At 41.7% G+C, this 1,870-nt stretch carries 3 protein-coding genes; all 3 read left to right on the top strand.

What is annotated here, in order from left to right; all coding sequences use genetic code 11:
- The coding region (locus DBR11_RS26275) for a LemA family protein (RefSeq protein WP_369974460.1) at positions 1-583 on the top strand (583 nt) is incomplete at its 5' end.
- 79 nt (positions 584-662) lie between these two features.
- Positions 663-1,109 carry a TPM domain-containing protein gene (locus DBR11_RS26270; protein WP_108555532.1) on the top strand — a complete coding sequence of 149 codons (447 nt, stop codon included), beginning with the start codon at positions 663-665 and terminating at the stop codon, positions 1,107-1,109.
- 66 nt (positions 1,110-1,175) lie between these two features.
- Positions 1,176-1,870, top strand: a 695-nt coding sequence (locus tag DBR11_RS26265) for a YgcG family protein (RefSeq protein ID WP_108555531.1), incomplete at its 3' end; no start/stop codon positions are given.

Genomic DNA, 1,870 nt, shown 5'->3' with positions numbered 1-1,870 from the left:
GAAAAAAATCGTATTAATAGCTGTAGGTGTCCTGGTTATCCTTTTAGCCTTTGCAGGCTGTAATGGTTACAACAGCATGGTCAAACTGGACGTAGATGTTCAAGCAAAATGGAACCAGGTAGAAACACAATACCAGCGTCGTGCAGATTTGATCCCAAACCTGGTCAATACTGTTAAAGGAGCCGCCAAATTTGAACAATCTACCTTAACAGCCGTTACAGAAGCCAGAGCAAAAGCTACGCAGATCACTGTAGACCCAACTAAATTAACCCCAGAAAATATTGAAAAATATCAGGCGGCACAAGGTCAGGTAAGCCAGGCACTGGGTCGTTTATTAATGGTTACAGAAAATTACCCTGAATTAAAAGCAACAGAACAATTCAGGGATGTTTCTGCAGAGCTGGCAGGAACTGAAAACAGAATTGCCGTTGCCCGTAAAGATTTCAACGAATCTATTCAGGTTTACAATACTAAAGTTCGAAGTTTCCCTAACAACATCTTTGCCGGACTTTTTGGTTTTGGCCAAAAAGCAGGCTTTAAAGCAGATGCCGGTGCGCAGAATGCTCCAAAAGTAGAATTCTAATTATATAACTATAACTTTTAAGGGTAATGAGCGTTCCAAAATACAGACCTCATTACCCTTATCTTTATAAAAATTCCTTATGGCACTTTTTAATGAACAAGAACAGGAACTGATTTCTACCGCTATTTCAGAGGCAGAAAAACTGACTTCAGGAGAAATCAGAATAGCAATTGATAAACATTGTAAAGGTGAAGCATTTGATGTAGCCACGGCCTATTTTAAAAAGCTGGGTATGGATAAAACCGCCCATCACAATGGTGTTTTAATCTACCTCGCTCATGAAGACCACAAATTTGCTGTTATTGGAGACAGCGGAATCCACAAGGTTGTTCCGGAAGATTTTTGGGAAACTACTCAAATCGCAATGAAAGCACATTTTGCCGGTGGCAATATCACCCAGGGCCTTATTGCGGGAATCAGCCTCATTGGCGAACAGCTGGCCTTGTTTTTCCCATATCAAAGCGGTGATATTAATGAATTGCCTAATGATATCATTTTTATGGATCAAATAAAACAAAATACATGATGATGAAGCCATCATGTGGAGTAGCACATGACGGCTTCATCACCTTTTAAAACAAAAAATATACAGATGAAAAAATCGATCCTGGTTCTTGTACTGGTTATTTTCAGCACCATTGGTTTTGCACAGGACTTTCCTGCCAAACCCAACAAACTGGTTAACGATTTTACGGGCACCTTAACCGCTTCGCAAACCCAGCAACTCGAAGATAAACTGGTTGCTTTTGACGATTCTACCTCTATTCAGATTGCCGTTGCTATTGTAAAATCAGTTGGCGACTATGACATCAATGATTATGCACTCCAACTTGGAAGAAAGTGGGGCGTAGGCAGCAAGAAAAATACTGGAATTATGCTTCTGGTTGCACTTGGAGATCGAAAAATATCTCTTCAAACAGGTTATGGAATAGAGGGCGCTCTACCGGATATGTATACCAAACAGATCATTGAGAACGACATTAAACCTTACTTTAAAAGCGGCGATTATTATGGTGGACTGGAATCCGGAACCAATGCCATTATCCGCTATACCAAAGGGGAATATAAAAATGACAATCCTAAAAAAGGCAACAATAACAATGGATCTGCCCTACCTATCTTAATCATCATCATCGTAATCATCATTGTGATCATCCGCAGAGGCGGCGGACGCGGAGGCAGCCAGGTTATTGGCAGCCGGGGTGTTGCCGATGCCTTATTCTGGAGTATGCTCCTTGGCGGAGGAAGAGGTTCGGGAGGTGGTGGAGGCTTCGGTGGAGGCAGCAG

The sequence above is a fragment of the Pedobacter sp. HMWF019 genome (genome assembly GCF_003061025.1).
Taxonomy (GTDB): domain Bacteria; phylum Bacteroidota; class Bacteroidia; order Sphingobacteriales; family Sphingobacteriaceae; genus Pedobacter.
Note: the sequence above shows the minus strand (reverse complement) of the source record. Positions and strands in the feature narration are given on the sequence as shown.

Excerpts from the sequence above, each read along its gene's own strand:
- DBR11_RS26270 (WP_108555532.1), top strand. The coding sequence starts at position 663 with ATGGCACTTTTTAATGAACAAGAACAGGAACTGATTTCTACCGCTATT.